The sequence below is a fragment of the Candidatus Binatia bacterium genome (assembly GCA_026415395.1).
Classification (GTDB): domain Bacteria; phylum Desulfobacterota; class Binatia; order HRBIN30; family HRBIN30; genus HRBIN30.
This window is the reverse complement of the sequence record JAOAHD010000007.1, coordinates 1188934-1214032: the sequence shown is the minus strand read 5'-3', so window position 1 is coordinate 1214032 and position 25099 is coordinate 1188934. Positions and strand designations below refer to the sequence as shown.

Here is a 25099-nt window from a genome sequence, read left to right as displayed (position 1 = left end):
AATCAAACCCCCGACGGCGCCACAACGGGCCGCCGCTGAGAGCTGTGTTGTACTAACCAAACCAAGATTGCCTTTTGGACGTGCAGGCGATTTTCCGCCTGGTCGAAAACAATGGACTGGGGGCCGTCGATCACCTCGTCGGTAATTTCCTCTCCGCGGTGCGCAGGCAGGCAATGCATCACCACGGCATTCGGCTTGGCCAGCCGCACTAGGTCGGCATTGACTTGGTAGTCACTGAAAGCGCGTCGCCGCTCCTCGGCCTCAGCCTCCTGGCCCATGCTTGTCCAAGCATCGGTGTAGATTACGTCGGCATCGTTGGCGGCTTGCGCGGGGTCGCGCACCACGTGGACACGGGCACCGTCTGCCCGCGCAGCATCAACGAGCCGGGAATCGGGCTCGTAACCACTCGGGCAAGCCAACACCAATTCAAAGCCGAAGCGAGCGGCGGCATTAATCCACGAGTGGGCCATGTTGTTGCCGTCGCCGACGAACGCCACGCGCAGTTGGCCGAGATCAAAACCGCGTTCGCGCAACGTGAAGCAGTCGGACAACACCTGACACGGATGCAGCCGATCGGAGAGACCATTCACGACGGGAACGGAAGCCCAACGCGCGAGTTCTTCGAGCGTCGCGTGGTCGTACACTCGCGCCATGATGACGTCCACCCAGCGCTCGAGATTCCGCGCCGCATCGGCCACAGTTTCTCGCTTGCCCAGTTGGATGTCCGCAGGCGTGAGGTACACCGCGTGCCCGCCGAGTTGGAACATGCCGACCTCGAATGTGACGTGTGTGCGAAGGCTCGGTTTCTCGAAAATCATGGCGAGCACACGCCCGTGGAGCAGGGGGTGCGGGCGACAATGCTGCCAATCGTCCTTCAGTTGCGCTGCGAGTCGCAAGATTTCTTCCAATTCGGCGCGCGACAAGTCCCGCAGGCTCAAGAAGTCGCGTTTCATGCTCGGAGCACCTCAGCGAGGATCCCGAGGGCATAATCGATTTCGGCTTTGGACACGATCAATGGTGGTGCGATGCGCAGGACGCGCTCGGCCGTGCCATTGACGATTAGCCCTCGCTGCCGGCAAGCATCAACCACGGGCGCCGCTGGATGAACGAGCTCCACACCGAGGAGCAAGCCATGCCCGCGAACCTCACGAATAGCAGCGCAAGAGCTTGCCAGTTCGAGCAAGCGTTCCTTCAAGTATGCGCCGGAGCGCCGGCAATTCTCTAAAACCCCATCCTCCAACAACGCGCGCACCGTGGCCACAGCGGCGGCGCAGGCCAGCGCATTCCCTCCGAACGTCGAGCCATGGGCACCGAGGCGAAAACTCTCCGCCACGCTCGCTCGGGCAAGCATGGCGCCCACGGGCACTCCGTTTCCCAGGCCTTTAGCTACCGTAAGCACATCGGGCTCCACGCCGAAGAGTTCGTAGCCGAAGAGCGTGCCCAAGCGCCCCATGCCCGTTTGCACCTCGTCGAAAATCAGCAGGACCCCGTTGTCATCGCACCACTGGCGCAGGGCACGGAGATAATCCGGCTGCACCGGAACGACACCGCCCTCCGCTTGCACAAGCTCGAGCATGACCGCCACAGTTCGCGGCGAATAGGCTGCTTCGATAGCACCCAAGTCGTTGAACGGCACATAGCGAAACCCTTCCGGCAACGGCTGAAAGCCCTCGCGCACCTTTTCCTGTCCCGTAGCCGTCAAGGTCGCCAAGGTGCGGCCGTGAAAGGAACCGAGCATCGTGAGGATCTCGAACCGGCCGCCGCGATGCTCGCTTCCAAACCGCCTCGCGAGCTTGAGCGCTGCCTCGTTTGCTTCCGCGCCGCTGTTGCAAAGAAAGGCGCGGTCAGCAAACGAGTGCTGGCACAACAGTTCCGCAAGTTCTCCTTGCGGTGCGCTGTGGTGCAGGTTGGAGACGTGCAGGATCGTTTTCGCCTGCTCGACAATCGCGGCCGTCACCCGCGGGTGCGCGTGCCCAAGGTTGGTGACCACAGTCGAAGAAAAAAAGTCGAGGTACTCCCTGCCGTCCGCATCCCAAACACGGCAGCCCTCGCCGCGAACCAGTGCCAGGGGTGCCCGCGGGTACACGGGGAACAAATACCGTTCATTACGAGCAATGATCTCGGCCGAGGTCATGTCGGACAATCGAATCGCGTAGGACCAAGCCGTTAGCGAGCCGGCCGTCGCCGTGCAATCGAAGCGGCCGCATCTTGTCGCAACACCACCTCGGTCCCAACGCCGGCGTCGGTGAAAATTTCCAGCAAGACGGCGTGGCGCACCCGCCCGTCGATGATGTGCGTCTTCTTCGTGCCCCGGCGCAAAGCGTCAATGCAGCACTCGACCTTGGGAATCATACCGCCGTCGATCACCTTCGTGCGAATGAGTTCCTGCGCTCGCTCCACATCGACCGTCGAGATCAGCTCCCCAGCGGCGTCGCGAATTCCCTCGACGTCAGTGAGGAGAATCAGTTTCTCCGCTTGGAGTGCGGCAGCCAGTTCTCCAGCGACAAGGTCCGCATTGATGTTGTAGCTTTCCCCTTGGTCCCCGACCCCGATGGGGGCAATCACGGGGATGAAGTCGGCACGGTCTAAAGCTTCGATGACCGTCGGGTTTACCGCACTCACCTCGCCAACGAGGCCAATATCCACTTTGGTCCGCCGGCCGCTTTCCTCCGTGGTCACTCTCAGCTTTCGAGCACGGATGAGGTTTCCGTCCTTCCCGCTCAACCCCACGGCCCGGCCACCGTGTTGTTGGATCAAGGTGACAATCTCGTTGGTAATTTTGCCGAGGACCATTTCTACCACGTCCATGGTTTGCGCATCGGTAACGCGCATGCCGCGGACGAACTGCGGCTCGATCCCCAACATGTCGAGCACGCGGTTGATTTGCGGGCCGCCTCCGTGGACCACCACCGGGTTAATCCCAATGTACTTCAGCAGCACGATATCCTGCGCGAAGCTCTGGCGGAGGCTCTCCTCCGTCATCGCGTGCCCACCATACTTCACCACCATCGTGGAGCCCGCATAGCGGCGAATGTACGGGAGTGCCTCCAGCAAAACTTCGGCTCGCGCGACCAATTCTTTTACCGTATCCGCACGCTCAGCCATGATCACGCTCTGTCAGAGGATGTAGCGCGACAGATCCTCATTCTTCACAATCTCCCCCAGCATTTCCCGCACATAGGCGGCATCGATCACCACCTCGCGCCCGCTCATTTCCGGAGCATCGAACGACAAATTCTCCAACAAGCGCTCCACAACCGTGTGCAAGCGGCGCGCTCCGATATCTTCCGTCGAGCGATTGACCTCCGCAGCAATGGCGGCGATTTCCTCAACCGCGTCCGGGGTAAACGACAGGCGGACATTCTCCGTGGCCAGCAAGGCAACGTATTGCTTGAGCAGGGCATTTTGCGGCTCGGTGAGGATGCGCACAAAGTCCTCTTTCGTCAGCGGGTCGAGCTCGACGCGAATCGGGAAACGCCCTTGAAACTCCGGAATGAGGTCCGACGGCTTCGCGATATGAAAGGCCCCGGAGGCGATAAACAAAATGTGGTCGGTGCGCACCATTCCGTACTTGGTGCTCACCGTGCTTCCTTCGATGAGCGGTAACAAATCGCGCTGCACACCTTGGCGCGATACATCGGGCGCGCCACCGGTTTCGCGGCCAGCAATCTTGTCGATTTCGTCAATGAAAACGATGCCGGTTTCCTCTACACGGCGAATCGCCTCCTTCGTGACCCACTCCATGTCGATGAGCTTGCTCGCCTCTTCGTTTGTGAGGTAGTCGAGGGCATCGTCGATACGCATCCGCTCCTTGGTCGTCTGCTTCGGGGCCACCGAAGAAAACAGCTCCTTCAACTGAGATTCCATCCCCTCCATGCCCTGCGGCGCGAAGACTTCGACCATCGGAAAAGCGGACTTAGTGACTTCGATCTCGACCACGCGGTCGTCGAGCTGGCCGCTGCGCAGCATCTTGCGAAATTTCTCGCGCGTCGCTTGCTGTGCTTCGTCGTCGCGCGAACCGGGCAGGAGCAAATCCAGAATACGCTCTTCAGCGAGCTCCTCGGCCCGGATGCGAACCTTTTCCTCCTCTTCGTCTTTGACCATCTTCACCGCCAGGTCGGTTAAATCGCGGATGATCGATTCCACGTCCCGCCCGACATAGCCGACCTCGGTAAACTTCGAAGCTTCGACCTTAATAAACGGGGCCTGAGCGAGCTTAGCCAAGCGGCGGGAAATTTCGGTTTTGCCCACTCCCGTGGGGCCAATCATAATGATATTCTTCGGAGTGATTTCATCCCGCAGCTCTTCCGGCACCTGCAAGCGCCGCCAGCGGTTCCGCAGCGCTACCGCTACCGCCCGCTTGGCTTTGCGCTGCCCGACGATGTAGCGGTCGAGCTCAGAAACGATTTCCCGCGGCGTCATGAAACTCATGGCTTTCATTTGGTACCACGCGCTCCCCGCAGCGCAATGCCACAGAGGCAGTCTTCAAAGCTGCTCCAACACAACGTTGTCGTTCGTGTACACGCAAATGCTAGCCGCAATGCGCATGGCTTCGCGGGCGATCTCGGCAGCGTCCAGTTGGCTGTGGCGCATGAGCGCCCGCGCGGCAGCTACAGCGTAGTTACCGCCAGAGCCTATGCCAACCACGGGCTCGTCAGGCTCGATCACATCGCCGCTACCCGAGAGCATCAACAAACTCTCCCGATCGGCCACTAGGAGTAATGCTTCCAAGCGGCGCAAGAGCCTATCGGTGCGCCAGTCTTTAGCCAGCTCCACTGCGGCGCGCCGCAGATTCCCTTGGAACTGATCGAGTTGCCGCTCGAAGCGTTCGAACAAGGTGAAGGCGTCGGCTGTCGCTCCGGCAAAACCGGCAAGGATCGAGTCGCGGTATAAGCGGCGAACTTTGCGGGCCTGCGCCTTGACCACTGTGGGACCGAGACTCACTTGCCCGTCGCCGGCCATAACGGTCACGCCGCGGTGTCGGAGTGCCAGAATCGTTGTGCCGTGGAAGTGCTGCATGCGCTTCTCCTCCTGTTTCGCTTAGCCCTTTCCCGCTCGCGGGTGTGCTTTGTCGTACACTTGCATCAAGTAATCCAAGTTCACATGCGTGTAACGTTGCGTCGTCGAAAGGCTTGCATGGCCAAGGAGCTCCTGGATCGCGCGCAAATCTGCTCCGGCGTTGAGCAAGTGGGTTGCGAAGCTGTGGCGGATCGCGTGCGGGCTGACTTTGGTCAGCAGACCCGCAGCTCGCACGTAGTAATCCAGGCGCCGCGCCACCGAGCGCGTGGTAATCCGCCGGCCGGAGCGGTTGAGGAACACTGCACGTGCGTCCTTCACACCGCGACGGCAAAGCTTAGGGATGTGCTCGCGATAGCGCCACAGGGCGGCAAGCGCCTTTTGGCCAATGGGCACAAGCCGTTCCTTCGCGCCCTTGCCCCGCACGCGGAGCAGTTGGAGGTTCGAATCGAGATCCTCCCAATCCAGGCTCACGAGTTCGCTCACGCGCAAGCCGCAGGAATACAGCACTTCCAACATTGCGGCATCACGCAGGCGGATGGGCTCGTCACCCGCAACCGCGTCGAGCAACCGAAAGGCATCGTCCACGGTCAAGTGATTCGGGAGTTGTTGCTCCTTGCGCGGGGCCTGCACCGCGGCCACGGGATCGTGATCGAGCCACCGCTGCGCCCGCGCGAAGCGGAAGAACGCGCGCACCGAGGAAAGCTTGCGTGCCACCGAGCTTTTGCGGTGCTGCTCCAGAAGCGCGGCTAAAAAGCCCCGTACATGCTCGCGGGTCACCTCCCGCACCTCGACTCCCTTTCCCGCACGGGCCAGCATCCCTTGCATGAAGGTTAGAAACTGCTGCAGGTCCGCGTCGTACGCCCTGACCGTGTGCGGAGACGCATTGCGCTCGACCCTGAGTGCACGGATAAATTCTTGAACGGCACGCTCCAGTTCCACCTGCGCCACCTCCACGTCATCACCATCGTGGCAGCATGCTATCAAGTCTGCCCGCTCTCGGTAAAGCAAATTGCACGTTGCCTCGGCGTCTGAGCAAGTACGCCACCCGCCACGAACGGCCGCAGGGAGTGGCCGAGAAGACACCACCCCAAATCACGACATCCGCACCGCCTGCCGGGGGCGCCCTCTGCGATCCCGCCACGCAATTCTTCGTGCAGGAGCTGTCGGTTTCTGCTCCCACCGCGTTAACCCAGCTCGACCACGCGGCGCCGCACGGCATCTCGCTGCAGTCCAATGCCACGCAAGACCAGGCGACGGGCTGCGAATCGAGAGGTTCAAAGCGGGGGAACGGAGCTGGACGCCCAGAGGATTGCTAAAAGTCGGCGCAGCCGGTGGATGCCGCGCAGGATCATCTGTTGCAAAGGGTCAGCACGCTACCGACCGCCTTGGTGCGCGAGCAGAGCCGCCTATACGGGCCGGCGGGATGTCTTGGCTCGATCCAAACCACAGAGCCGATCCGGCCGAGGAGCTCTCGATCGAGTCGATGCAGGAGCTCCAAGATGCAGGGTGGAGGATTCTGCGCTCTTGAGTGCCTCACACGAGGCTGAGCAAGATAACCTGATCTTTGGAAGCGGGAGCGGACGTGGAGCAAGCGCCTGGCGTCTACAACGTGAAGACAACTAACAACACCGAGCTCGAAATCCGCTCCGTACCCGCCGACCGCTGGGCTCAAAAAACTGATCTTCGCATTGTATTGCGCGGAAGAGTTTTTGCATCTGCTCGGAGACTATGCCGGCTTCCGGAAATCGCCTTACCAAGATCGACAACCTCGACGGGCGTGACATAGATCCAATCAAAGTCCAGTGACTGCGCTCGAACCTGCACGTCGAGGCGCTGCGCAAAAAAGCCTGCGCGGCGCAGGAGCAAGTCATTAGCCGACAAGTGATTTCAAACTCCGCACGACACAGCGGGAGACCCGATGCATCCAAGCACGAAAGCGTTGCTTGCTGAGATTGCAGTCATGCGCGTGGTTCTCACGACGCTGGGTTTTGCCGGCTACCCTTTGTTCTTGCCTTACCAATGGCACAAACTGCTCCATGTCTTTGGATCAGTGATCTTCTTATTAGGGAACGCGATTGTTACTGGCGTATGGATGGTTCTCGCTGAACGGAACAAAAAAAGCGGACCCCGCACTTTGCCTCAAAAGCTGTGAATTAGGCAGATGTGTTCTTCACCGGTCCGGGTGTGCTGTTGCTCGTTGCCAACGGGCTTATCATGGCCATGCATAGCTGGGGCGGGCTTGTTGAACACCAGTCGGGTTTCTCTTGCCTTGGGAGCGTTCACGCTCTTGGGTTATGGTATGGATACGGTTGTTGTTGAGGTATCAAAACCAGCTCATTCAGTTACCGTCGAGCGCTGCTGCACCTAGAGAACAACTACCGGAAGCGTTCTTCCAAGTTCTGCATCGATGGTATTTCGCCGGCATCCTGGCAACCGTTTTGTCTCTCGCTTCCCTGATCATAATGGCCAAACCCCGATTCTGGTGACAGGCCCGAACGGATCGTTGCGCTTTGAAAGAAACGTTTTGGCGCCTACGACAGGCGGCAAATCACTCGCTGCCGCCGTGCTCTGGCGAGGTCCTGCAGCCGACCATACCGCTGAGCCGCAAAGCAAGAAAACGCAAGGTGGAGGAAGGAACAAACCACTTCGACAGCTATCACCTCGAGGCGGACAACTGGCGACCCTCCCGCGTGGGGCATTGGGCATCGTGGATAGAAGCCGGCTCTTGGCGAACATTCCCCGCGGCGGCACCGGAAACATGGCGTGCCCATTATCCCGCTGCCGCTGATGGTGAGTACTAGCCGGCGAGTGCGCCAGTCTCTCCGGCCGCCCACAGCCAGGTGCCCGTGTCTGGCGGCGACCGCCAGATGGAACAATCGCAATGTCTTGGGTGAGAGACGAGCATTCTCTCCGTGACACAGCAGCAGCAATAGCCGATTCGGCGACTCCGGTGTGCTGAAGGGAGCCGGCGCTGGCGGCTCCATAGGGCCCGGCAATTCACTCCCGATTTGCCCACAGCCGGCTCGGAAGCGCTGAGAACGGTGCCCCCTCGGGCAACGCGGTGAGTTGGTGCTACATGGATACATTCCGTGCAGTGAGGAGCGCGCTCGTATGGGTACACAATCGATGCAAAAGCAACCGATTCTTCGCGGAGCAACCGAGGAGGAACGCAACCCTCGCTACTGGCCCGACTCTCTTTTGGAACCGATCGATCGGCTGTTGCAGTCGAGCTTGTCGCGAGCCGGGAAAGCCTTGCGGGAAACGTTCGGTCGTGCCGAGCGACAGATGAATGCCCGCGAATTTGTGGAATTCTGGAACAATTGCCGCCTCAAGGCGATGGCCACCACTGGCGCGCACGGGGCACCGCACATCGCTCCCGTGCACGCTGAATTCGTCAATGGCATCTTGTACTCGACGATTTACGTCGACGCACAGCGCCGGCGCGATTTAGACCACAACCCGCGCGTAGCCTTGACGACGTGGGGCGCTGACGGTGCGGTGGCCATCGTGTACGGCCGGGCGGCGGTCGTTCCCGGTAGCGAACGCGAGAGCCGCCCTGGTGCGAGCGGCCAACCACGGCGCACGGTGCTCCTGCAGATTGACATCCAGCGCATTTACGCCATGAAGGGCCGCAGCACCGCTTGAATCTAAAGGCGACAACGAGGAAACACACAGCATGACGGACACAAAGCTTGTCGATCCACCCGAAACCATTCCCATCCGGCCCGACGAGGACTTCGATCACGAGCGACTTGCTGCGTATCTCCGCGGCAAATTGCCTGGCTCCGACGGCCCGCTCGAGATCGTGCAGTTCGCGGGCGGCCATGCCAATCTCACCTACCTCCTTCGCTACCCGAGTGTGGAGTACGTGCTCAGGCGACCGCCCCTCGGGCCGGTCGCCCCGGGCTCGCACGACATGGCTCGCGAGTACCGCTGCTTATCCGTGCTGTACCAAGCCTACCCGTTAGCGCCCCGCGCATTCCTCTTTTGTGACGACAGCAGCGTGATTGGGGCGCCGTTTTTTGTCATGGAGCGTCGTTACGGTACGGTGGTGCGGCGCGTGATTCCGGAGAAGTGGGGAGGCGGGAGAGATCCCGTGGCAAACCGCAAGATCAGCGAAGTTCTCATCGATGCCCTAGCCGATCTGCACGCGGTGGACCCAGCCAGCGTGGGTCTCGACAAAATCGGTAAACCCGAGGGCTTCCTTTTGCGGCAGGTGGACGGCTGGATGGCTCGCTTCGAGCGCGCCAAAACCAGCGAAGTTCCGCTCGCCGGAGAATTGCATCGCTGGCTACGCGAGCATATGCCAGCTTCGCCTCGCCCTACCCTGCTGCACAACGACTGGAGGCTCGACAACATGATGTTGGCGGATGACGATCCAGGCCGATGTGTGGCGGTTTTCGACTGGGACATGTGTACGGTCGGCGACCCGCTTTGCGACCTTGGGACGCTTCTCACAGCTTGGATCGAAGAGCGAGAGGCGCCGGCGGGCACGTTAGGAGGGCCGGTTGGAATGCCTTCGAATACGCCAGGGTTCATGACACGCGCCGAAGCTGTGGTGCGCTACGGCAAGCGGCATAATGTGGACGTGAGCAACGTGCCCTACTACTACGTGTTCGGGCTCTTCAAGATGGCGGTCGTCCTGCAACAGATTTACTACCGTTACCACGTGGGGCAGACGAAAGACGAACGGTTCCGAACCTTTGGGCAAGCTGCAGAGTTTTTGTTCCACCGCGCCCACGAGGCCGCGCAATGTGGCACGGTGTGACACCGAGCGAGGAGAGGAGACGATGCCGAACGTGACCTTGTACCAGTTTGCCATTTCGCCGTTTTGCGACAAGGTGCGGCGGGTCCTCGCTTACAAAAACGTTCCCTTCGATATCTACGAGTGGCCGTTGGCGGAGGTGCCGCGCATCCAAGAACGCAACCCCACTGGCAAACTGCCATTCATCGAGTGGGACGGAGAGGTCATCGCCGACTCCACCGACATCGCTTTGGCTGTCGAGGAGCGGGTTCCTGAGCCGCGGCTCATCCCCCAAGATCCTCGAGAACGGGCGCTCGTATTGGCGCTGGAAGATTGGGCAGACGAGTCGCTGTACTTTTACGAGATGTGCCTGCGCTTCGGCGAGGAGGACTTCGAGCACACCTTTGCCAAGCTGGCTGCCGGCATCCCCGAGGAAATGCGCTCGACGATGGCGCCGCTGATTCGCGAAAACTTCCGCCAGGTCACGTCGACCCAAGGGGTGGGTCGTAAATCCCAGGGGCAGCTTGCTCAGGACGTGGAACGCTTGTTCACAGCGATTGAGGCCTTGCAAGAGTCCACCGGATTTGTCGTTGGAAACAATCTCACCCTCGCGGACATTGCCATCGTTTGCCAAGCGGAGTGCATTGCCGATTCCCGACTCGGTGCCGCGACCTTGGCGCGCCACCCTCGATTGGCGGAATATTTCGCCCGGGTCGACAACCTTACCCGCGCGCAGCGCGTTTGAGGAGCCGGAACTCCCATGGCAACCACGAGTGTCGACATCGAGCAGGTTCGGCGTCGCTGGGCTGAGCGTGGTTTCAGTTGCGACGTGTGGATCGATGCGCCTGGCCAAGAGTGGCGCGACTTTCTGCACGCAACGGAAGAGCTCGTGATGCCCATCGAGGGACAGATCGAACTCGAGTTCGGAGGCCAGACCTTTCGCCCGCAAGTTGGCGAAGAAATCCTGATCCCCGCCCGCACGCGGCACACGGTACGGAATATCGGCCGCACCCTTGCCCGCTGGCTTTACGGATACAAGGTTCAGTAAGGCTCGCTTTACAGGCTCGTTCCGCAGAAAAGCGTGCGGCCCGGGACGACAAAAACCACACGGAGGATACTCGCATGGCGCGGCTCCCGTATCCGAAAATCGAAGAACTTCCCGAAGATGTCCGAACCACCCTGGCGCAACTTCCCGTGCAACTCAACGTCTTTCGCATGCTCGCGCACGCGACGTCCTGCTTTCGCCCGTGGCTGCGGCTAGGGACGGCGTTATTGAACGAACTCGAGCTCGCCCCCCGCTTGCGAGAGCTGGTGATTTTGACGGTCGCGCGGGAGTGCGGCTGCGCTTACGAGTGGGCGCAGCATGAGGCGCTCGCGCGAATCGTCGGTGTGCCGCAGGAACAAGTGCGTGCGATCGAGCGAGGCGAGCTGAGCCCTGCTGCATTTTCAGAAACCGAGTTGCTGGTTCTGGCAGTAACGAAGGCCCTGCTTGCAGCTCCTCGCATTGATGACGAGCTGTGGCACCGCCTCGTGGCGAACTTTTCTCCGCGGCAAATTGTGGAGCTCTGCCTGGTTGTTGGGTTTTACGCCATGCTCGCGCGTGTTCTCGAAACGACCGGCGTGGACCTCGATACCCCCTTTGCTGAGGCGCTGGAGAAAACAAACCCTTCGTGACCACGATGTATCTGCACGACGTCGCCACGCCGGCGCTGGTCATCGACGCGGCCGCCTTAGAACACAACCTGCGGACCATGGCTGAACGCCTCCCGGGCCAGCGTTTGCGGCCGCATGTGAAAGCGCACAAGTGTACGGCGCTGGCCAAGTTACAACAACGCCACGGCCATCCTGCCTTCTGCTGTGCCACGGTTCGCGAGGCGGAAGGGCTGGCTCTGGCGGGTTTAGGGGAGGATCTTTTGCTTGCGAACGAAGTGCTCGATGTGGAGCGCTTAGCGAGGCTGAGGTATTGGCCCGTTATCGTGGCGGTGGACTCGTCGGCCACCATTGCTGCTGCCGCCAAGGCAGGGATCCGCCGCGTGATTATCGATGTCAACGTCGGCCTACCGCGCTGCGGTTGTGCGCCCGAGCGTGCGGGAGCACTAGCCGAGGAGGCTCGGCGTGCGGGGTTGGAAGTCGTGGGTGTGATGGGGTACGAGGGCCACGCCGTCGGCATCGACGATCGCGCATTGCGGGAGTCGTTGTGTGCGGCGGCGATGAAGCTTCTTCTGGCTGCACACCGCGAGGTTGGCGGCGACATCGTATCCGCCGGCGGAACGGGCACCTTCGACCTGAACCAGTGGGCCACAGAAATTCAAGCAGGTTCTTATGCGTTGATGGACACGCAGTACGCAAAACTCGGCCTACCGTTTCGCCAAGCTCTGTTCGTGTGGGCGACGGTCATTTCCGTGAGCGACCACTATGCAGTGGCCGACTGCGGGCTCAAATCCCTTGGCATGGACCACGGGAATCCTGCCATCGACGATGCCCAAGTATTATTCTGCTCCGACGAGCATGTCACCTTTGTTCCCACACGTCGGGTGGCGGTAGGAGAAAAAATCAAGGTCTGGCCCGCGCACGTTGACCCAACGGTGGCTTACCACGAGCGGATGTTGGTGACTGACGGGGAGCGTGTTATCGAGTCCTGGCCTGTGGATCTGCGCGGATGGTGATTTTTGCCTCGACGGCCGCACCCCGCTTTCGCCCTGCCGACCGTACGACTCCTGCCCCTCCGAGCGGGGTGGTTGCTTGAGCTGTGTGCGCGCGCTAGCGCCGAGCGCGGGAGTAGCCAAATGCCATACGAGCAAATTCTGTATGCGGTAGAAGGACCAGTGGCGACCATCACGTTAAATCGGCCGGACAAGCTCAACGCATGGACCCTGCGCATGGGCTTCGAGGTTCGCCATGCCATGTGGCGTGCCGAGAACGACCCGAAGGTGCGGGTCATTGTCGTGACTGGCGCTGGCCGCGGCTACTGTGCGGGCGCGGACATGGACTTTTTGCGCGAAGTGCAGTCGGGTGCGGCCTCGCCGGAAACGACGCCACCCGAGCTCGCGGTAGAGTTTGATCCCAGCCTGCCGCCGTTACTGCGTGGGGAGTACACGTATCCCATGGGGCTCACCAAGCCCGTGATCGGCGCCATTAACGGAGTGGCTGCCGGGCTCGGTGCCACCTACCCGCTATTTTACGACCTGCGGGTCGCCTCCTCGGCAGCGCGCATTTCGTATTTGTTCGCGCGGAGGGGGCTCATCGCGGAACACGGCTCGGCATGGCTGCTCCCACGCATCGTGGGTCATGCACGCGCGGTCGACTTGCTGTTTACAGGCCGCTTTATCGACGCCGACGAGGCACTAGCCATTGGGTTAGTCAGTCGGGTATTTCCCCACGATGTATTCCTCACACAAGTGTTTGCCCTGGCGCACGAACTGGCCATGCAGTGCTCGCCCCGGTCGCTTCGGATTATGAAACAACAACTCTGGCAAGACCAATTTGGCGACCTCGCCACGGCAGTGTCCAAGGCTGATCGCGAGATGGTCGCGTGCTTCACGACCAATGATTTTCGCGAGGGCGTCGCTGCCTTTCTGGAACGCCGCAGCCCGAATTTCACAGGAAGCTAACGCGGCCGGACACCGGGGGCATCGGACATGATCCTACCGCTGAGCGACGCGCCCAACCCGCGCGGCATCCCCTGGATGACGTATGCCATCATCGCCGCGAATGTGGCCGTTTACATTCTCATTACGGTACCGCTGAGCGGCGTTCCGGCAAATTGGGCAGATCCGAGGTTGCAAGAATACCTCGACGTTCTGCAGCGGCAGTTCAGTCACAAGTTACCGGTGCGGCAAATCCTGCAGCATGTTTCCCAATACGACCTGTTCATCTTCGAGCACGGATTTCGTCCCGCGTCGCCCGAACTCGTCGACCTCTTTTCCTCCATGTTCCTCCATGCCGGTTTTCTCCACTTGTTCGGAAACATGCTCTTCTTGTGGATTTACGGCGACAATGTGGAGCACCGACTCGGCCGCTTGCGCTTCTTAGGCTGGTACCTGGCGACGGGAGCCGCGGCGACGTTGTTTCATGCGGTGATTTTCTCCTCATCTGAGATTCCGCTCATCGGTGCCTCGGGGGCGATTTCCGGGGTGCTCGGCTTTTACTTCCGTTGGTTCCCGTACAACCAAGTGCGGCTGTTGTTGGTGTTATTTCCGTTTTTCATGCGGGTTGTGTTTTTGCCTGCACGACTGGTGCTTGGATTCTATCTCGTGCTGGATAACATTTTGCCTTTCTTGTTCACGTTCGGTTCGGAAGGTAGCGGAGTCGCCTTTGGCGCCCACATCGGAGGTTTTTTTGCCGGTCTGCTCGGAGCCTGGTGGATCGACCGCCGGGAGCTGCAAGTGGCCACGCGAAAGGAACTTCCGCGGGTCCAAATGTCACGCGCGGATGCCCAAGCAGTGCGCGCCGCTTTACAAGCCGGTCGAATGGAGGAGGCGGCTCGCCTTTACTTGAGCCTGGATCCCAAGGCGCCCGTCAGGGGCATCGACCCCGAAGACTTGCTGGACCTTGCCGAGTGGTTGCGGATGCACGGCTCGCCTCGTTCTGCGCTTGCGGTGTATCTGCGATTGATCCGCCAGCATCCTACGGATCCGGCGGTTGCAGCCGCGCATTTGGGTGCGGGCCGTGTTCTTCTCTACGATCTCGACGAACCCGCGCTCGCCTATCAGCACTTCATGGATGCACTGCGCAGCGCTCCAAATGCGGAGTTTGCTGCTGAAGTTCGCCGCGCGCTGCGGGATGTAGCCGCGCGCCAGAAAATGGCCATCGGGCGTCCTCTTCGTAAGCAGCCCGATTTTTAAGCCTCGATCAGTGATTTACGGGATGGGGTCAGGCCTAAACAGGAGCCTAAGGCCTCGGTACAGGAGTTCGGCACCCGAACGAGATACGACGGCCCTCGCCCGTGCACGAACAGTTCGTTTCCACACTTCGTTCCGGTGCCAGCGCCGACCTACCCTACCCGTGTGCTTCCGCACGCCTGGCTTAGAGCAGCGCATCACGAAACAGCGCCCGTCACCGAATTCGCAAGTTTCTTGCCGATCGTGGCGTCGGTGACTTCCACACCGAGCTTTTGCAGCAGGACTGGGTAGGATTCGACCGGCGGTACTGGGTCGAGTTTCGCAATGGGCGGCACCTTTTCCATCGCCCGTGCGATGTAAGGCGCAAGCTCCTCCGCCTTGCGCTTGGCTCGCTGCTCATGCCGCTCTTTGAAGTCCGGCAGGACACGGGCAGCAAACAGTTCGAGCGACTCGCAAATGTGCTCGTGACGATTGCGGCCACCTTGTTGGATGAAAATCACCTGATCCACGCCCATCTCCTCGAACTTCTCGAGATTGGCACGAACTTCATCAGGATTGCCAATGCCTCCTGTCGGACCGCCCCAGGTATCGGGCGTGGAGTTCTTCTTAAAGTCCTCCCAGATGTTGAAACGCCCAGGGACGTGAGTGCCGGTGATGTAGTAATGCATGAGCGCGTACCCAAAGAATCGAAACCCTTCCATGCCGCGCGCCAAGGCGACCTCGCTGCTTTCGTGGCACATAAAGCCGGTCACCATCGCGACATTCGGGTTCACTGCCTGACCGATCGGCTCGCACTCCTGTTTGAAGGTGTTGTAGTACTCATCGACCCAGTATTTCGCCTCGCTTGGGTCCACAAAGGCAAAGGTAAGCGCACCCATTCCCAAGCGCGCTGCCAACCGAATCGTCTCCCGGTTTGAGCAAGCCAGCCAAAGCGGAGGGTGAGGTTTCTGCAGGGGCTTCGGCACCACGTTGCGGTGCGGCATGGTAAAATACTGGCCTTGGTATCCGGGGTAGGGCTCAGCCACCATCATCTTTGCCGCCTCGCGAACCGCCTCCAGCCACATGTCGCGCTTCTGCATGTAGTCGATGTTGAACCCTTCTAACTCAATGCGGGAGCTGGACTCGCCGGTGCCCCAATCCACTCGGCCGTTGCTCACGAGGTCGAGCGTTGCAATCCGCTCGGCAACTCTCGCTGGATGATTGTAGTTCGGCGGCATCAACACAATGCCGTGGCCGAGGCGAATCCGCTTGGTCCGTTGGCTACAAGCGGCGAGGAACACTTCGGGAGCCGAGGAGTGCGAGTACTCCTCGAGAAAATGGTGCTCCACTTCCCACGCGTAGTCGATCCCGAGCCGGTCTGCGAGTTCGACCTGCTCCAGCGCTTCTTGCAACAGCCGGTGTTCGTCGTCCTCGCCCCAAGGGCGCGGCAACTGGTGCTCGTAGAAGATACCAAATTGCATCGCTCAAACCTCCTCAATGTCCGATTGTGGCTCTGATTCGTAAGTGTGCGCCTGGCCGAGAAGAGCCGCCATACCCCCGAGGCAAAAGGCCACGAGGTCATCGATCCAGTCTACGCGGCGCCGTTGTCGTTCTTCCGGGGTCCAACTGGAGTACCGGAGCACCGCTCCCCAAGTGAACGTTAGGACCAACTCGGCCATGCGGCTGGCCAAAACGTGATTCTTCGACGGGATTAAATTGTTTCGCAGGTAGTCCTCGGCCAAACTCTCTATCCACGCTCGATCGTTACGCCGTAGGTAGGCGCGCACCCGCACGTCATGGCTTTCTCGCTCGCGGGCCATCATGCGCAGGAGGTCTTCGTGCTCTTCGACCATGTCCAAGACTGCAGCAAACGACTGCCAAGCGACTTCTTGCGCCGGGCGCCGCGCGGCTAACGCGTGCACTGCCCGAAGGAGTTTGCGGAACGACTCTTCGTGCTCGGCTAGGATTGCCAGGAAGAGCTCCGTCTTGTCCCGGAACTGATGGTAAAAGGAACCGACGGAAACTCCCGACGGCTCCAAAATATCGGTGCGAAGATTGGTTGCCGCCAACCCTTTCTCGGCAAAGACGCGGCGGGCTACAGCAAATAGACGCTCACGCGTGCGTGCCCTCGCCTCGGCCCGCGCTCCCGACCCTGAAGATTCTTTCTTCACCAAACGCACGCGCACGCGAATAAAGGTTCTAGAAACAAGAATCTAGAACTCCTGTTCGAACGGATGAACTAGGCTGCCGAACTGCTGCGTGCGTTGCGGTAACGGTCACGACGGTCTCGTGAGATGGGGCAGGCCCATCGGATCAGCCCCTTGTGACTTGTTACCGCGCTCGGACCGTCTGTGCCCCGATAGCTTGCCCCCACGAGTGGTGACAGGACGATGGTCCTAAGGTAGCATCGGCGAGCTACGGATCACGCAGCGAAAACGCTAGGAGCAAAGTTCACTGCACGCAAGGTTGTCGGATTGGTCCGTTTCACGTACTAGGCCTTGCTCCGGAGGAGGGAAGATGAAGCCACTTCGATTCGGCTTATTCCTGCCGCAAGTTGGCCAAACCTGGGAGGGGATTCGCGAGCGCGTCGTTACCGCCGACCGGTTGGGTTTCGACTCGGTTTGGTTTGTCGATCATATGTGGATGCGAGGCTTGCCCGACCTCGACCACTTGGAGGCGTGGACACTCATGTCTGCCGCCGCCAGCATCACCGAACGGATTCGCATTGGCACTTTGGTGCTCTGCAATTCGTACCGAAACCCTGCCTTTTTGGCGAAGATGGCAAGCTCGCTCGACCAGGTGAGCGGTGGGCGTTTTGTCCTTGGAATTGGAGCGGGATGGATGGAGGAGGAGTACCACGCTTATGGCTACCCTTTCCCGCCCGCGCGGGTGCGCATTGAGCAACTGGAAGAAGCGATCCACGTGATCAAGCGACTGTTCACCCAAGACCGTGCCACTTTCCAGGGAAAGTACTACAGCGTCGCGGAAGCGGTAAACCGGCCTAAACCGAAGCAGCAACCACACCCACCGATTCTCATTGGCGGTGCCGGAGAGAGGCGCCTCCTTCGCGTTGTGGCCGAACATGCCAATATCTGGAACTGCCCAAACAATGTTGCCGCTCAACTACCGCAAAAGCTCGCCGTTTTGCGCCGCCATTGCGAAGCCGTGGGGCGGCCATTCGAGGAGATCGAGATTTCGGAGCAGTGTGTGTTCATTACTGGCAAGACTCCGGCCGAAGTGGAAGAAAAGACCACCGCTGCACGAGCCCTGCTAGGTTCCGTTTGGGACTTAGATCGGGCCTACCGGGGTACGCCGGAGCAACTGGTGGAAATTTTCCGGCAACGAGAGCAGCAAGGAGTGACGTTTTTCATCGGGCTCTTCGGTGACCTAAATCAACGAGAAAGTTTGGAGCTGTTTGCCAAAGAAGTGATCCCAGCGTGCCGCTCGTAATGCTCGCTTCTGAAAACACCTTCGCGTACCGGCTCAAGGCCCTAACATGAAGCCGCGATCCTTAGCCCTCGCCACGGACTTGTACGAACTCACCATGGCCGCGGCCTACTTTTGCAACGATATCCGCAGCATCGCCACCTTCGAGCTCTTTGTTCGCGAACTCCCGCCCCATCGGCGCTTTTTACTCGTTGCAGGTGTTGAACAGGCACTCGAATACCTCGAAGAGCTCCAGTTCTCGGCCGAAGACATCGATTACCTTCGCCAACACCCCACGTTTCGTTCGGTTCCCGAGCCCTTTTTCGAATACCTCCGTGCGTTTCGGTTCGAGGGAGAAGTATGGGCGATGCCGGAAGGCACTGTAGCCTTTGCTCCAGAGCCACTCTTGCGGGTAACGGCACCGATAGTACAGGCCCAACTTGTCGAAACCTTCCTACTAACCACCATCAATTTCCAAACGATGATCGCCTCCAAGGCGGCGCGCGTGGTTACAGCCGCGGAGGGGCGTCCGGTGATTGAATTCGGCTCGCGCCGCGCCCACGGCAGTGAAGCAGCCATGTACGCCGCCCGAGCGGCCTACATCGGCGGCTGCATCGGCACATCTAACGTGGAGGCGGGTCTAAGATTCGGTGTACCGACGTATGGCACAATCGCCCACTCCTGGGTGATGTCCTTCGACGACGAACTCACGGCATTTCAACAGTACATGCACCTGTTCCCAGCCACGGCGACGTTGCTGATCGATACGTACGACACGGTGGAAGCGGCAAAGAAAATTGTCGCTGCCGGGCTCAAACCCCAGGCCGTTAGACTCGACAGCGGCGATCTTGAACTGTTGAGTCGTGAAGTCCGCCGCGTCCTCGATAGCGGCGGGCTCACAGCCACGCGCATCTTCGCTAGCGGTGACCTCGACGAGTATCGGATTGCGGAGATTGTTCGTCACGGGGCACCCGTGGATGCATTCGGGGTCGGGACCCGGTTATCCACCTCCGCAGATGCGCCAAGCCTGGGTGGAGTGTACAAGCTCGTTGAAGTCGTTGCCGACCATGAGAAGAAAGCCAAGGTCAAGACCAGTCCCGGAAAAGCCACTTTACCGGGGAGTAAGCAGGTGTGGAGAGTTGCAAGAGAAGATGGCGTGTACCTCGAAGATTGGATTGCTCTCGCCGATGAAGATCCGCCTACGCCCAACGCTCGTCCGCTTTTGCAGCCCGTGATGAAAGCCGGCCGTCGGCTGCAGCCGTCTACCGACACAAAGGATGCTCGAGAACGTGCTCTGCGCAGCCTGACGGAGTTGCCGTTTGAACTTCGCAGCCTCGAGCAAGGACCTGGCCTGCCCGTGCGGGTTACCCAGCGGCTTCTAGCCGAACAGCAGCGGGCAGCTGCCAAACGAACCGGACGTTGAGCCGCGGGGAGTCCCCCCTTAGGGAACCAGCACGATCTTGCCCACGGTCTTACCCTGGCGAAGAGATGCCAATGCCTCGTTCGCTCGCTCGAGCGAGATCTGCGCTGAGATTTCCGGGCGTAATAAACCGCGCTCAAACAGGCCAAAGAGCTCTTGCAGAGACTGAATCAAAGTCTCCGGCTCGTACTGTTTGTACGCCCCGAGGTTGAGCCCGATCACGGAGATGTTTTTGAGTAAGATGCGATTCGCCGCCACTGTGGGGATTCTCCCCGAGGCAAAGCCGATCACGAGCAAACGGCCGCACCACGCAATACACTTCAACGACCTGTCGAATGTGTCGCCGCCGACCGGATCGTAAATCACGTCTGCACCACGTTCATTCGTTGCCGCCTTCACACTGTCGACCCAATCGTGCGAGACAGATGAAAAGCATGCCTCCGCGCCGTGCCGCTTGGCGAGCTCGCATTTCTCTGCAGTTCCAGCAGTTCCCAACACGCGAGCACCCAAAGCGCGTCCCACTTGCACTGCAGCCAGGCCTACTCCACCTGCTGCAGCGTGGACCAGCAACGTCTCCCGTGGCCGTAACGCAGCCCGCCGCGTGAGTGCTAGATAGGCGGTTTGATACGCCACACCAAACGCGGCACCAATCTCGAAGGGCATGGAATCGGGGATGGGGACAACAAATCCCGCCGGAACACGCACCACACTGGCATACCCACCCCAATCGAGCAGCGCCATCACGCGCTGCCCCGGGTGCAGGTTTCGCACACCCTCGCCAACCGTTCGCACGATTCCGGCTACTTCGCTGCCGGGCGAAAACGGCGGGGATGGTTTCAACTGATATTTGCCCTCCACAATAAGCGTGTCGGCGAAGTTACAGCCAATCGCCTTCACGTCGATCAACACACACCCCGGCGCCACCTCGGGGTCCGGCAACTCTACTCTCTCGAGGATTACCGACTCCCCGTAGTGGCGAACAACCATCGCGTACATTGTTAAGGCCGATGCTGGCTGTAAAGGGCGCCCACAACGAAGCAGAGCACCGTGGCCCGCGCCTGGCGAACGAGAACCAGCGAACCCTGCTCCGCGCGCCCGAGCGGCGAACCGTTACTTTCCTTTGAGATCCCGAACAAGCTTGGTCAGGGCGCGGACCACTTCTGGCTTGCCTGCAAGGTCGGGATTCGCCGCCATTAACGGACTTTTCCCCACGGCCTGGCCCCCACCCACAATGACTTTCTCGATGTGCTCGTCGGTCACGGACTTTTGCCATTGATCCGAAGTTAAGTCTTGAGGCTTCGGGTTCAGAGCCATCCCTGCGGGCCCATCTCCCTTTCCGTTCGGCCCATGGCACGTGCTGCAGCGGGTTTGCCAAATCTCCTTGGCCTCCTTCATTGCTGCTTCCGACACCTGGTCCCCCGCATAAGCGGAACATTGCAACAAGAAACCCAGGGCAAAAACCAAAGTCACTGAGGTACCAACAAGGCTCGGCCTCAACATCCACACATTCTTTCTTCGCATCGCTCCCACTCCTTGTTCCTTGTTCGCACGATGTCGCCGCGTGGCGACGCGGTTCTAAGGAGGGGGCTAAGCAAAGCACGCAAGAAACCAAGACGCAACGACACCAAAACGCGCGTGCTGTCGCTTTTCTCGTCTCACCAGTGAAAGGCTCCTCGCACCCATACTTCAACTAGTGGGAAGCAAGCGGCCAAAATGGGTCTGACGTGCGCGCGTTGGCGTAAACGTTCTGGTAAGCGGCGGCCGCACGACCCCATGAAAAGTCGGCGCGCATGGCGCGCTCCACCAAAGCACGCCAGAGCGGCGGCTGCGCATACCACTGCAATGCCCGGTCGACTGCACTCACTAGGGCGGCAGAAGTAAACGGACTGAAGTGGAATCCTGTAGCGTGTTCAGGATCCACCTGGACATCGATGACCGAATCGAGGAGCCCACCCGTCGCGTGAACCACAGGAATGCTCCCGTACCTCATGGCATACATTTGCGACAACCCACAGGGCTCGAACTGCGATGGCATGAGAAAGATGTCCGTTCCACCATAAATCTGCCTCGCCAGCCGTTCATCAAACGCTAGGTTGACGCTGACGGCTCCCTTGTACCGCTGGCCGATCTCCTGCCATCGTCTCTCCAAAGTCACATCCCCCTGGCCGAGGAGAACAAGCTGTACGCCCGTTTCGAGCAACGCGGGCATCGTATCTGCAAGCAGAGCCATGCCCTTCTCTGCCACCAATCGCGAAACTACTCCAATCAGGGGTTGGTGGGGATTCACGGGCAGTCCAAGCCGCTGCTGCAGATGAGCCTTACATCCAGCTTTGCCTCTTAAATCCTTGAGGGAAAAGTTCGCGGGGAGGTTCGGATCTGTGGCCGGATCCCATTCGTCGTAGTCGACGCCGTTCAAAATCCCGGTCAGCCGCTCGGCTCGATAGCGCAAGGTGCCATCCAAACCACAGCCATACTCTGGGGTTTGGATTTCCCGAGCATATGTAGGGCTCACGGTTGTGATCCAATCGGCGAACGAGATACCGCCCTTCAAGTAGTTGATGTTGCCCCAGGCTTCGAGCGCATCGAAACTAAAAAAGCGTGGATCGAGGTTTAGGATGTACCAGTCATGCGCCCAGAAACTGCCTTGGTACGCGAGGTTGTGGATGGTGAGCACGGTTCGCACTTGCTGCGACCATGGGTAACGGGCAGCATCCGCGCGGAGGAACGCGGATGCAAGCGCTGCATGCCAATCATGGACGTGGATCACGTCCGGGATTCCGAGTGTTCCGGCCAAGTCCAACACAGCGCGGCTAAAAAAGGCAAAACGTTCCGCGTTGTCGGGATACGGTTTTCCACCTTCACCGTACAATGCGGGACGGTCGAAATACTCATCCGCTGCAATCGCATACACGGGGACCTCGTCTCCCATGGTTGTTCGGAGAACCGGCGCTCGGACAAAGCGCGACGACACTGGAGCTTGGACTTCGAAGTCCGTTCCCTCCCACCCGAACTGCGGCACCCGGGTGCAGCGGTAGCCAGGAAGGACCACGGCCACATCCACGCCGCACCGCTTTAAAAACCGTGGCAGCGCCCCCAATACGTCACCCAGACCGCCAGTGCGGGCGAAGGGCGCAACCTCGGCTGCCGCCATTAAGACGAACATCGGCCCTGAAGACCAGGATCCGCGAGCTCAGTTGCAGACCTGCACGGCGTGCTTACAGGGCCGCCGCCCGCTTCTGAGCGGCTGAGGCGGGTTCCAGGGCGACCCGCAGAACTTCATCGATGGTTTCCACGAAGATGAAATTCATCTCCTTCCGCACTGCCTCGGGGACTTCCTCCAAGTCCTTTTCGTTACGCTTCGGCAAAATCACCGTCTTGATGCCCGCGCGCCGGGCCCCGAGAACCTTCTCCTTGATCCCACCCACGGGCAACACCTTCCCGCGCAGGGTGATTTCGCCGGTCATCGCCACATCGTGGCGGACCAAGCGACCGGTCAGCAACGACGCCAGCGAAGTGGCCAGCGCAATTCCTGCAGAGGGGCCATCCTTCGGCACAGCGCCCGCCGGAACGTGGATGTGGATGTCCAAGTTTTCAAAGAAATCCGGGGCGATGCCCAAGCTCGACGCATGGGCTCGGATGTAGCTCAAGGCCGCCTGTGCCGACTCCTTCATCACCTCACCAAGCTGGCCCGTGAGGATGAGGTTCTTCTTCCCGACCATCTTGGTCGATTCGATGAAGATGATGTCGCCACCATTCGGCGTCCAAGCGAGGCCCACTGCCACGCCGGGCTCTTGCGTACGATCCGCGACTTCGGAGAAGAATCGTTCGGGCCCCAACATTTCGCGGACTTTTGCGGGATCAACGGTGACTGGCTCGGTGCGCCCTTCCGTGATCGCCCGGGCCACCTTGCGACAAATGCTGCCAATCTCGCGCTCGAGATTCCGCAGCCCTGCCTCACGCGTATAGTAGCGAATGATGTGGAGAATCCCTTCGTCGGTAAACGAGATCTGTCCTTCCTGGAGGCCGTTCTCCCGCATTTGCTTGGGAATCAGATGCCGCCGCGCGATGACGAGCTTTTCCTCTTCCGTGTACCCAGCAAGCTCGATCACCTCCATTCGATCCCGCAACGGGGCAGGAATCGGGTCGAGCAAATTCGCCGTGGTCACGAACATGACGCGCGAGAGATCGAAGGGCACGTCCAGGTAATGGTCGACAAATGAGTTGTTTTGCTCAGGGTCGAGGACTTCGAGCAGCGCAGACGCCGGATCCCCGCGAAAGTCTGCCCCGAGCTTGTCAATCTCATCGAGCATCAAGAGCGGGTTATTGGAACCGGCGTTGCGGATGCTCTGAATAATCCGCCCCGGCAGCGCACCGATATAGGTGCGCCGGTGCCCGCGAATTTCGGCTTCGTCCCGCACCCCACCTAGAGACAGGCGAACGAATTTACGGCCTAGGGCTCGGGCAATCGAACGTCCGAGCGAGGTCTTTCCCGTTCCCGGGGGTCCGACAAAGCAAAGGATTGGTCCCTTCGAGTCCTGTTTCAGCTTGCGCACCGCCAAGAACTCCAGGATGCGGTCCTTGATTTTCTCGAGGTCGTAGTGGTCCTCATCCAGCACCTGTCGTGCATGAGCGATATCTAGGTTGTCCTCGGTCGATACCGACCACGGCAAATTCACCAGCCACTCAAGGTAGGTCCGCACAACCGTGTGCTCGGCCGATTCGGGGGGAATGATCTTCAGGCGCTCGAGCTCTTGCTCGGCAGCCTTCCGGGCCTCCGGAGGTAGCTTGGCCTCCTCCATTTTTTTTCGCAGTTCCTCAATCTCAGCCGCACGCGGATCGGATTCACCCAACTCCTTTTGGATCGCCCGCATCTGCTGCCGGAGGTAGAACTCTTTCTGGTTCTTCGTGAGCTCCGACTGTACCTGCGCTTGAATCTTATGGCCAAGCTCCAGCAGCTCGATCTCGCGTTTCAGAATCATGAGCAGGCGCTCCATGCGCTGCTTCACATCGAGCGTGCTGAGAAGCTCCTGCTTTTCCTCGAGGGCAACGTTCAAGTTTGAAGCGATGAGATCCGTAACCTTCCCCGGATCGCGGATGTTATTGACGACCACCTGGAGCTCGTCCGGCAGATAGGGGATCATGGAAACGTACTTGGAAAATTGATTGACGAGCTGGGCCTGAATTGCCGCGAGTGCAGGCGATTCCGGCTTCACGTCGGAGAGCTGCCGTACACGCGCCCGGAAGTACGGAGCCGCCTGCACGAACTCCACAATTTCGATCCGCCGCAACCCCTGAACCAGAATGCGCACACTCCCGTCCGGGTACTTGAGCATCTTCAAGATGCGCCCCGCCGTCCCGCGAGAGAACAGGCCTTCGGTCGTCGGGCTTTCTTCCTCAGGATTTTTCTGGCTGACCAAGCCGATCAGGCGATCGCCGGTTAGCGCCTCTTCAATCAGTCGTAGCGAGGAAGCACGTGAAATTAGTAACGGAACGATGGCCGCGGGAAAGATGACGACACCGCGGAGCGGCAAAATTGGCAGTTCCTCGGGAATGCTGACTTCTCCAAGATCCGCTTCAAAGCCAACGTACCGTTGTTTTTTCGATTCTTCTCTTTCGTCTTCCAAAGTCATGCGCCGAAACTAATACCGCATCTGGTAGCTGACAAGCGGC

23 protein-coding genes are annotated in these 25099 nt (G+C 59.9%); 11 read left to right on the top strand and 12 right to left on the bottom strand.

What is annotated here, in order from left to right; translation table 11 throughout:
* Nucleotides 1-2: 2 nt before the first annotated feature.
* Genes argF through xerC form a run of 6 tightly spaced genes read right to left on the bottom strand, consistent with a single transcriptional unit; the run spans nucleotide 3 to nucleotide 5958 of the window.
* Complete coding sequence (gene argF / locus N3C12_09755; GenBank protein MCX8072721.1) at nucleotides 3-953, bottom strand: ornithine carbamoyltransferase; 951 nt, start codon at nucleotides 951-953, stop codon at nucleotides 3-5.
* The gene (locus N3C12_09750) at nucleotides 950-2134 is read right to left on the bottom strand and encodes an aspartate aminotransferase family protein (protein MCX8072720.1); all 1185 of its coding nucleotides are present in this window, start codon (nucleotides 2132-2134) and stop codon (nucleotides 950-952) included. The genes argF and N3C12_09750 overlap by 4 nt, the downstream gene beginning before the upstream one ends.
* A 32-nt stretch (nucleotides 2135-2166) precedes the next feature.
* Nucleotides 2167-3105 (bottom strand): acetylglutamate kinase, encoded by a 939-nt coding sequence (argB, locus tag N3C12_09745; GenBank protein MCX8072719.1) that lies wholly within the window; start codon nucleotides 3103-3105, stop codon nucleotides 2167-2169.
* A gap of 12 nt (nucleotides 3106-3117) precedes the next feature.
* Nucleotides 3118-4431: an ATP-dependent protease ATPase subunit HslU gene (hslU, locus tag N3C12_09740; protein ID MCX8072718.1), complete on the bottom strand. Its 1314-nt coding sequence runs from the start codon at nucleotides 4429-4431 to the stop codon at nucleotides 3118-3120.
* A 54-nt stretch (nucleotides 4432-4485) separates the two neighbouring features.
* The gene (hslV, locus tag N3C12_09735) at nucleotides 4486-5019 is read right to left on the bottom strand and encodes an ATP-dependent protease subunit HslV (GenBank protein ID MCX8072717.1); all 534 of its coding nucleotides are present in this window, start codon (nucleotides 5017-5019) and stop codon (nucleotides 4486-4488) included.
* A gap of 21 nt (nucleotides 5020-5040) precedes the next feature.
* Nucleotides 5041-5958: a tyrosine recombinase XerC gene (gene xerC / locus N3C12_09730; protein MCX8072716.1), complete on the bottom strand. Its 918-nt coding sequence runs from the start codon at nucleotides 5956-5958 to the stop codon at nucleotides 5041-5043.
* A 979-nt stretch (nucleotides 5959-6937) separates the two neighbouring features.
* On the opposite strand from xerC, the gene N3C12_09725 reads away from it, so the two are divergent.
* The 9 genes from N3C12_09725 (at nucleotide 6938) to N3C12_09685 (ending at nucleotide 14607) form a co-directional block, all read left to right on the top strand.
* Entirely contained in the window at nucleotides 6938-7171 is a 234-nt protein-coding gene (locus N3C12_09725) for a hypothetical protein (GenBank protein ID MCX8072715.1), read from the top strand.
* 959 nt (nucleotides 7172-8130) lie between these two features.
* Nucleotides 8131-8664 (top strand): pyridoxamine 5'-phosphate oxidase family protein, encoded by a 534-nt coding sequence (locus tag N3C12_09720; GenBank protein ID MCX8072714.1) that lies wholly within the window; start codon nucleotides 8131-8133, stop codon nucleotides 8662-8664.
* Nucleotides 8665-8695: 31 nt separating this feature from the next.
* Entirely contained in the window at nucleotides 8696-9787 is a 1092-nt protein-coding gene (locus N3C12_09715) for a phosphotransferase family protein (protein MCX8072713.1), read from the top strand.
* Nucleotides 9788-9809: 22 nt separating this feature from the next.
* Complete coding sequence (locus tag N3C12_09710) at nucleotides 9810-10508, top strand: glutathione S-transferase family protein (GenBank protein ID MCX8072712.1); 699 nt, start codon at nucleotides 9810-9812, stop codon at nucleotides 10506-10508.
* A 15-nt stretch (nucleotides 10509-10523) separates the two neighbouring features.
* The gene (locus N3C12_09705; GenBank protein MCX8072711.1) at nucleotides 10524-10811 is read left to right on the top strand and encodes a cupin domain-containing protein; all 288 of its coding nucleotides are present in this window, start codon (nucleotides 10524-10526) and stop codon (nucleotides 10809-10811) included.
* A gap of 74 nt (nucleotides 10812-10885) precedes the next feature.
* On the top strand, nucleotides 10886-11437 hold the full coding sequence (locus N3C12_09700; protein ID MCX8072710.1) for a carboxymuconolactone decarboxylase family protein: 552 nt from the start codon (nucleotides 10886-10888) through the stop codon (nucleotides 11435-11437).
* A 5-nt stretch (nucleotides 11438-11442) separates the two neighbouring features.
* Nucleotides 11443-12429 (top strand): alanine racemase, encoded by a 987-nt coding sequence (locus N3C12_09695; GenBank protein MCX8072709.1) that lies wholly within the window; start codon nucleotides 11443-11445, stop codon nucleotides 12427-12429.
* Between the two features lie 120 nt (nucleotides 12430-12549).
* A complete protein-coding gene (locus N3C12_09690) occupies nucleotides 12550-13374 on the top strand; it encodes an enoyl-CoA hydratase-related protein (GenBank protein MCX8072708.1) in 825 nt (274 codons plus the stop codon).
* A gap of 27 nt (nucleotides 13375-13401) precedes the next feature.
* Nucleotides 13402-14607, top strand: coding sequence for a rhomboid family intramembrane serine protease (locus tag N3C12_09685; GenBank protein MCX8072707.1), 1206 nt, complete (start codon nucleotides 13402-13404; stop codon nucleotides 14605-14607).
* 194 nt (nucleotides 14608-14801) lie between these two features.
* On the opposite strand, the gene N3C12_09680 is transcribed toward N3C12_09685, so the two are convergent.
* Both N3C12_09680 and N3C12_09675 read right to left on the bottom strand, forming a co-directional pair.
* Nucleotides 14802-16064: an LLM class flavin-dependent oxidoreductase gene (locus tag N3C12_09680; protein ID MCX8072706.1), complete on the bottom strand. Its 1263-nt coding sequence runs from the start codon at nucleotides 16062-16064 to the stop codon at nucleotides 14802-14804.
* Between the two features lie 3 nt (nucleotides 16065-16067).
* A complete protein-coding gene (locus tag N3C12_09675; GenBank protein ID MCX8072705.1) occupies nucleotides 16068-16769 on the bottom strand; it encodes a TetR/AcrR family transcriptional regulator in 702 nt (233 codons plus the stop codon).
* Between the two features lie 331 nt (nucleotides 16770-17100).
* Between N3C12_09675 and N3C12_09670 the strand changes: the two genes are divergently transcribed.
* Both N3C12_09670 and N3C12_09665 read left to right on the top strand, forming a co-directional pair.
* A complete protein-coding gene (locus N3C12_09670) occupies nucleotides 17101-18033 on the top strand; it encodes a TIGR03560 family F420-dependent LLM class oxidoreductase (GenBank protein MCX8072704.1) in 933 nt (310 codons plus the stop codon).
* Between the two features lie 46 nt (nucleotides 18034-18079).
* On the top strand, nucleotides 18080-19432 hold the full coding sequence (locus tag N3C12_09665; protein ID MCX8072703.1) for a nicotinate phosphoribosyltransferase: 1353 nt from the start codon (nucleotides 18080-18082) through the stop codon (nucleotides 19430-19432).
* Nucleotides 19433-19450: 18 nt separating this feature from the next.
* Here N3C12_09665 and N3C12_09660 read toward each other — a convergent pair whose 3' ends face one another.
* From N3C12_09660 to lon, 4 genes are all read right to left on the bottom strand, one after another.
* Entirely contained in the window at nucleotides 19451-20425 is a 975-nt protein-coding gene (locus N3C12_09660) for an NADPH:quinone oxidoreductase family protein (GenBank protein ID MCX8072702.1), read from the bottom strand.
* 114 nt (nucleotides 20426-20539) lie between these two features.
* Complete coding sequence (locus tag N3C12_09655) at nucleotides 20540-20950, bottom strand: c-type cytochrome (protein ID MCX8072701.1); 411 nt, start codon at nucleotides 20948-20950, stop codon at nucleotides 20540-20542.
* A gap of 169 nt (nucleotides 20951-21119) precedes the next feature.
* Nucleotides 21120-22580: a glycogen synthase GlgA gene (gene glgA, locus N3C12_09650; GenBank protein ID MCX8072700.1), complete on the bottom strand. Its 1461-nt coding sequence runs from the start codon at nucleotides 22578-22580 to the stop codon at nucleotides 21120-21122.
* A 64-nt stretch (nucleotides 22581-22644) separates the two neighbouring features.
* Complete coding sequence (lon, locus tag N3C12_09645) at nucleotides 22645-25059, bottom strand: endopeptidase La (GenBank protein ID MCX8072699.1); 2415 nt, start codon at nucleotides 25057-25059, stop codon at nucleotides 22645-22647.
* Nucleotides 25060-25099 lie beyond the last annotated feature (40 nt).

Bases quoted from the DNA above. Each gene is read 5' to 3' on its own strand.
- hslV (MCX8072717.1), bottom strand. From the start codon at position 5,019: ATGCAGCACTTCCACGGCACAACGATTCTGGCACTCCGACACCGCGGC.
- N3C12_09725 (MCX8072715.1), top strand. From the start codon at position 6,938: ATGCATCCAAGCACGAAAGCGTTGCTTGCTGAGATTGCAGTCATGCGC.
- hslU (MCX8072718.1), bottom strand. From the start codon at position 4,431: ATGAGTTTCATGACGCCGCGGGAAATCGTTTCTGAGCTCGACCGCTAC.
- N3C12_09665 (MCX8072703.1), top strand. From the start codon at position 18,080: ATGAAGCCGCGATCCTTAGCCCTCGCCACGGACTTGTACGAACTCACC.
- N3C12_09715 (MCX8072713.1), top strand. From the start codon at position 8,696: ATGACGGACACAAAGCTTGTCGATCCACCCGAAACCATTCCCATCCGG.
- N3C12_09660 (MCX8072702.1), bottom strand. From the start codon at position 20,425: ATGTACGCGATGGTTGTTCGCCACTACGGGGAGTCGGTAATCCTCGAG.
- N3C12_09710 (MCX8072712.1), top strand. From the start codon at position 9,810: ATGCCGAACGTGACCTTGTACCAGTTTGCCATTTCGCCGTTTTGCGAC.
- N3C12_09750 (MCX8072720.1), bottom strand. From the start codon at position 2,134: ATGACCTCGGCCGAGATCATTGCTCGTAATGAACGGTATTTGTTCCCC.
- N3C12_09690 (MCX8072708.1), top strand. From the start codon at position 12,550: ATGCCATACGAGCAAATTCTGTATGCGGTAGAAGGACCAGTGGCGACC.
- argF (MCX8072721.1), bottom strand. From the start codon at position 953: ATGAAACGCGACTTCTTGAGCCTGCGGGACTTGTCGCGCGCCGAATTG.
- N3C12_09670 (MCX8072704.1), top strand. From the start codon at position 17,101: ATGAAGCCACTTCGATTCGGCTTATTCCTGCCGCAAGTTGGCCAAACC.
- N3C12_09655 (MCX8072701.1), bottom strand. From the start codon at position 20,950: ATGCGAAGAAAGAATGTGTGGATGTTGAGGCCGAGCCTTGTTGGTACC.
- N3C12_09685 (MCX8072707.1), top strand. From the start codon at position 13,402: ATGATCCTACCGCTGAGCGACGCGCCCAACCCGCGCGGCATCCCCTGG.
- glgA (MCX8072700.1), bottom strand. From the start codon at position 22,580: ATGGCGGCAGCCGAGGTTGCGCCCTTCGCCCGCACTGGCGGTCTGGGT.
- N3C12_09695 (MCX8072709.1), top strand. From the start codon at position 11,443: ATGTATCTGCACGACGTCGCCACGCCGGCGCTGGTCATCGACGCGGCC.
- argB (MCX8072719.1), bottom strand. From the start codon at position 3,105: ATGGCTGAGCGTGCGGATACGGTAAAAGAATTGGTCGCGCGAGCCGAA.
- N3C12_09700 (MCX8072710.1), top strand. From the start codon at position 10,886: ATGGCGCGGCTCCCGTATCCGAAAATCGAAGAACTTCCCGAAGATGTC.
- N3C12_09705 (MCX8072711.1), top strand. From the start codon at position 10,524: ATGGCAACCACGAGTGTCGACATCGAGCAGGTTCGGCGTCGCTGGGCT.
- lon (MCX8072699.1), bottom strand. From the start codon at position 25,059: ATGACTTTGGAAGACGAAAGAGAAGAATCGAAAAAACAACGGTACGTT.
- N3C12_09680 (MCX8072706.1), bottom strand. From the start codon at position 16,064: ATGCAATTTGGTATCTTCTACGAGCACCAGTTGCCGCGCCCTTGGGGC.
- N3C12_09720 (MCX8072714.1), top strand. From the start codon at position 8,131: ATGGGTACACAATCGATGCAAAAGCAACCGATTCTTCGCGGAGCAACC.